This is a genomic window from Pseudomonas folii (assembly GCF_014357575.1).
Taxonomy (GTDB): Bacteria; Pseudomonadota; Gammaproteobacteria; order Pseudomonadales; family Pseudomonadaceae; genus Aquipseudomonas; species Aquipseudomonas folii.
In genome coordinates this window covers 1-5,760 of sequence record NZ_JACONW010000235.1, presented here as the reverse complement: position 1 = coordinate 5,760, position 5,760 = coordinate 1, and the positions used below count along the sequence as shown (strand labels likewise).

Annotated in this window: 1 protein-coding gene, 2 tRNA genes and 3 rRNA genes; all 6 read right to left on the bottom strand. The window is 51.6% G+C overall.

The window, feature by feature from the left end; translation table 11 throughout:
• Window positions 1-47: 47 nt before the first annotated feature.
• A 5S ribosomal RNA gene (rrf, locus tag H8S59_RS25810) occupies window positions 48-163 on the bottom strand.
• 149 nt (window positions 164-312) lie between these two features.
• Window positions 313-3,206 (bottom strand): 23S ribosomal RNA (locus H8S59_RS25805).
• Window positions 3,207-3,434: 228 nt separating this feature from the next.
• A tRNA-Ala gene (locus H8S59_RS25800) sits at window positions 3,435-3,510 on the bottom strand.
• A 44-nt stretch (window positions 3,511-3,554) separates the two neighbouring features.
• Window positions 3,555-3,631: transfer RNA gene (locus H8S59_RS25795), tRNA-Ile, on the bottom strand.
• A gap of 96 nt (window positions 3,632-3,727) precedes the next feature.
• Window positions 3,728-5,266, bottom strand: a 16S ribosomal RNA gene (locus tag H8S59_RS25790).
• The 16S, 23S and 5S rRNA genes sit together here with 2 tRNA genes alongside, the layout of an rRNA operon.
• 301 nt (window positions 5,267-5,567) lie before the next feature.
• Window positions 5,568-5,760, bottom strand: a 193-nt coding sequence (locus H8S59_RS26845; protein ID WP_214658477.1) for a hypothetical protein, incomplete at its 5' end; no start/stop codon positions are given.

The following is a 5,760-nucleotide window of genomic DNA, read 5'->3' as shown; positions in this document are numbered from 1 at the left end:
AAACAAAACCCCTGAACGCGTAAGCGATCAGGGGTTCTGGAATTTAATCTTGACGATGACCTACTCTCACATGGGGAAACCCCACACTACCATCGGCGATACATCGTTTCACTACTGAGTTCGGGATGGGATCAGGTGGTTCCAATGCTCTATGGTCGTCAAGAAATTCGGTTGCCGATTCGTACCTTGCGGATACGCCTCAGCCAATGGGTATGTGATAGTTCGGTAATGTGCGAACAAACTCTCGGTTCGTGTCGTCTTCACAGTCACCGCAATCTGTCTTTTTCAAGTCGCAGATTGCTTGGGTGTTATATGGTCAAGCCTCACGGGCAATTAGTATGGGTTAGCTCAACGCCTCACAGCGCTTACACACCCCACCTATCAACGTCGTAGTCTTCGACGGCCCTTCAGGGAACTCAAGGTTCCAGTGAGATCTCATCTTGAGGCAAGTTTCCCGCTTAGATGCTTTCAGCGGTTATCTTTTCCGAACATAGCTACCCGGCAATGCCACTGGCGTGACAACCGGAACACCAGAGGTTCGTCCACTCCGGTCCTCTCGTACTAGGAGCAGCCCCTCTCAAATCTCAAACGTCCACGGCAGATAGGGACCGAACTGTCTCACGACGTTCTAAACCCAGCTCGCGTACCACTTTAAATGGCGAACAGCCATACCCTTGGGACCGGCTTCAGCCCCAGGATGTGATGAGCCGACATCGAGGTGCCAAACACCGCCGTCGATATGAACTCTTGGGCGGTATCAGCCTGTTATCCCCGGAGTACCTTTTATCCGTTGAGCGATGGCCCTTCCATACAGAACCACCGGATCACTAAGACCTACTTTCGTACCTGCTCGACGTGTCTGTCTCGCAGTCAAGCGCGCTTTTGCCTTTATACTCTACGACCGATTTCCGACCGGTCTGAGCGCACCTTCGTACTCCTCCGTTACTCTTTAGGAGGAGACCGCCCCAGTCAAACTACCCACCATACACTGTCCTCGATCCGGATAACGGACCTGAGTTAGAACCTCAAAGTTGCCAGGGTGGTATTTCAAGGTTGGCTCCACGCAGACTGGCGTCCACGCTTCAAAGCCTCCCACCTATCCTACACAAGCAAATTCAAAGTCCAGTGCAAAGCTATAGTAAAGGTTCACGGGGTCTTTCCGTCTAGCCGCGGATACACTGCATCTTCACAGCGATTTCAATTTCACTGAGTCTCGGGTGGAGACAGCGCCGCCATCGTTACGCCATTCGTGCAGGTCGGAACTTACCCGACAAGGAATTTCGCTACCTTAGGACCGTTATAGTTACGGCCGCCGTTTACCGGGGCTTCGATCAAGAGCTTCGCGTTAGCTAACCCCATCAATTAACCTTCCGGCACCGGGCAGGCGTCACACCCTATACGTCCACTTTCGTGTTTGCAGAGTGCTGTGTTTTTAATAAACAGTCGCAGCGGCCTGGTATCTTCGACCGGCATGGGCTTACGGAGCAAGTCCTTCACCCTCACCGGCGCACCTTCTCCCGAAGTTACGGTGCCATTTTGCCTAGTTCCTTCACCCGAGTTCTCTCAAGCGCCTTGGTATTCTCTACCCAACCACCTGTGTCGGTTTGGGGTACGGTTCCTGGTTACCTGAAGCTTAGAAGCTTTTCTTGGAAGCATGGCATCAACCACTTCGTGTTCTAAAAGAACACTCGTCATCAGCTCTCGGCCTTAAGATCCCGGATTTACCTAAGATCTCAGCCTACCACCTTAAACTTGGACAACCAACGCCAAGCTGGCCTAGCCTTCTCCGTCCCTCCATCGCAATAACCAGAAGTACAGGAATATTAACCTGTTTTCCATCGACTACGCTTTTCAGCCTCGCCTTAGGGACCGACTAACCCTGCGTCGATTAACGTTGCGCAGGAAACCTTGGTCTTTCGGCGTGGGTGTTTTTCACACCCATTGTCGTTACTCATGTCAGCATTCGCACTTCTGATACCTCCAGCAAGCTTCTCAACTCACCTTCACAGGCTTACAGAACGCTCCTCTACCGCATCATCCTAAGATGATACCCGTAGCTTCGGTACCTGGTTTGAGCCCCGTTACATCTTCCGCGCAGGCCGACTCGACTAGTGAGCTATTACGCTTTCTTTAAAGGGTGGCTGCTTCTAAGCCAACCTCCTAGCTGTCTAAGCCTTCCCACATCGTTTCCCACTTAACCAGGATTTTGGGACCTTAGCTGACGGTCTGGGTTGTTTCCCTTTTCACGACGGACGTTAGCACCCGCCGTGTGTCTCCCATGCTCGGCACTTGTAGGTATTCGGAGTTTGCATCGGTTTGGTAAGTCGGGATGACCCCCTAGCCGAAACAGTGCTCTACCCCCTACAGTGATACATGAGGCGCTACCTAAATAGCTTTCGAGGAGAACCAGCTATCTCCGAGCTTGATTAGCCTTTCACTCCGATCCACAGGTCATCCGCTAACTTTTCAACGGTAGTCGGTTCGGTCCTCCAGTTAGTGTTACCCAACCTTCAACCTGCCCATGGATAGATCGCCCGGTTTCGGGTCTATTCCCAGCGACTAGACGCCCTATTAAGACTCGCTTTCGCTACGCCTCCCCTATTCGGTTAAGCTCGCCACTGAAAATAAGTCGCTGACCCATTATACAAAAGGTACGCAGTCACCCAACAAAGTGGGCTCCCACTGCTTGTACGCATACGGTTTCAGGATCTATTTCACTCCCCTCTCCGGGGTTCTTTTCGCCTTTCCCTCACGGTACTAGTTCACTATCGGTCAGTCAGTAGTATTTAGCCTTGGAGGATGGTCCCCCCATGTTCAGACAAGGTTTCTCGTGCCCCGTCCTACTCGATTTCATGACAAGGAGATTTTCGCGTACAGGGCTATCACCCACTATGGCCGCACTTTCCAGAGCGTTCCGCTAATCTCCAAGCCACTTAAGGGCTGGTCCCCGTTCGCTCGCCACTACTAAGGGAATCTCGGTTGATTTCTTTTCCTCAGGGTACTTAGATGTTTCAGTTCCCCTGGTTCGCTCCATACACCTATGTATTCAGTGTAAGGTAACTGTCTTATGACAGCTGGGTTCCCCCATTCAGACATCTCCGGATCACAGTCTGTTTGCCGACTCCCCGAAGCTTTTCGCAGGCTACCACGTCTTTCATCGCCTCTGACTGCCAAGGCATCCACCGTATGCGCTTCTTCACTTGACCATATAACCCCAAGCAATCTGGTTATACTGTGAAGACGACATTCGCCGAAAGTTTGTTCTCACAAACTTTACCTTAGCCTGGACACACACCAGTGAAAGAGGTGCCCAGTCTATATTTCTATCACATACCCAAATTTTTAAAGAACGATCTAATCAAAGACTAGAAATCAACACTCACCATCGAACCGATGGAGTGCTCATTTCTAAGCTTTCAAACAGAAGCAGTAAGTGGTGGAGCCAAGCGGGATCGAACCGCTGACCTCCTGCGTGCAAGGCAGGCGCTCTCCCAGCTGAGCTATGGCCCCGTATCCGGGTGTCGTACGCGCTCTGACCAACTTCACCAGGTAACTGGTGGGTCTGGGCAGATTCGAACTGCCGACCTCACCCTTATCAGGGGTGCGCTCTAACCAACTGAGCTACAGACCCAAAATCGGGTGTGCAAAGCAAAAGCTGCTTCTAATCGTCTTCTTCAATGAATCAAGCAATTCGTGTGGGAACTTGTGCTGCAGCTGAGTCGTCGATTAAGGAGGTGATCCAGCCGCAGGTTCCCCTACGGCTACCTTGTTACGACTTCACCCCAGTCATGAATCACACCGTGGTAACCGTCCCCCCGAAGGTTAGACTAGCTACTTCTGGTGCAACCCACTCCCATGGTGTGACGGGCGGTGTGTACAAGGCCCGGGAACGTATTCACCGCGACATTCTGATTCGCGATTACTAGCGATTCCGACTTCACGCAGTCGAGTTGCAGACTGCGATCCGGACTACGATCGGTTTTATGGGATTAGCTCCACCTCGCGGCTTGGCAACCCTCTGTACCGACCATTGTAGCACGTGTGTAGCCCAGGCCGTAAGGGCCATGATGACTTGACGTCATCCCCACCTTCCTCCGGTTTGTCACCGGCAGTCTCCTTAGAGTGCCCACCATAACGTGCTGGTAACTAAGGACAAGGGTTGCGCTCGTTACGGGACTTAACCCAACATCTCACGACACGAGCTGACGACAGCCATGCAGCACCTGTCTCAATGTTCCCGAAGGCACCTATCCATCTCTGGAAAGTTCATTGGATGTCAAGGCCTGGTAAGGTTCTTCGCGTTGCTTCGAATTAAACCACATGCTCCACCGCTTGTGCGGGCCCCCGTCAATTCATTTGAGTTTTAACCTTGCGGCCGTACTCCCCAGGCGGTCAACTTAATGCGTTAGCTGCGCCACTAAGAGCTCAAGGCTCCCAACGGCTAGTTGACATCGTTTACGGCGTGGACTACCAGGGTATCTAATCCTGTTTGCTCCCCACGCTTTCGCACCTCAGTGTCAGTATCAGTCCAGGTGGTCGCCTTCGCCACTGGTGTTCCTTCCTATATCTACGCATTTCACCGCTACACAGGAAATTCCACCACCCTCTACCATACTCTAGCTTGCCAGTTTTGGATGCAGTTCCCAGGTTGAGCCCGGGGATTTCACATTCAACTTAACAAACCACCTACGCGCGCTTTACGCCCAGTAATTCCGATTAACGCTTGCACCCTCTGTATTACCGCGGCTGCTGGCACAGAGTTAGCCGGTGCTTATTCTGTCGGTAACGTCAAAACACTTACGTATTAGGTAAATGCCCTTCCTCCCAACTTAAAGTGCTTTACAATCCGAAGACCTTCTTCACACACGCGGCATGGCTGGATCAGGCTTTCGCCCATTGTCCAATATTCCCCACTGCTGCCTCCCGTAGGAGTCTGGACCGTGTCTCAGTTCCAGTGTGACTGATCATCCTCTCAGACCAGTTACGGATCGTCGCCTTGGTGAGCCATTACCTCACCAACTAGCTAATCCGACCTAGGCTCATCTGATAGCGCAAGGCCCGAAGGTCCCCTGCTTTCTCCCGTAGGACGTATGCGGTATTAGCGTCCGTTTCCGAGCGTTATCCCCCACTACCAGGCAGATTCCTAGGCATTACTCACCCGTCCGCCGCTCGCCACCAGGTACAAGTACCCGTGCTGCCGCTCGACTTGCATGTGTTAGGCCTGCCGCCAGCGTTCAATCTGAGCCATGATCAAACTCTTCAGTTCAAACATCTTTGGGTTTTGAGAAAACCCTAAACTTGGCTCAGCAATCGTTGGTTATTTCTTTGATTTCTCGCGGAGTAACTTACGATGCTGATAATCTGTTGACTTCAGTCTGACAGCGCAAGCACCCACACGAATTGCTTGATTCAATTGTTAAAGAGCGGTTGGTTAAGAGTCTTTCGTCTCAACCGAGGCGCGCATTCTACAGCAGCCTCTGTATCTGTCAAGCGGTTATTTTAAGAAGTTTTCAAAGTTTCCTTATCAACTTCAACCACTTGCGCTTCGATCAACATCACGTTGCTCGTTAGCGGGAGGCGAATTCTACAGCGTTACAACCTGCTGTCAACTGCCTTTTTTCACCGCTTTCGATCAACTTCATCGAAGCCTCTTCTTCGCCAACTGAATCGTCCAACTCATTGATTAACAAGGAGTTTTTCGTTCTGTCTGCGCCAGAAGAGGTGCGAATTATAGAGAGATCTGAGAGGCCGTCAACCCCT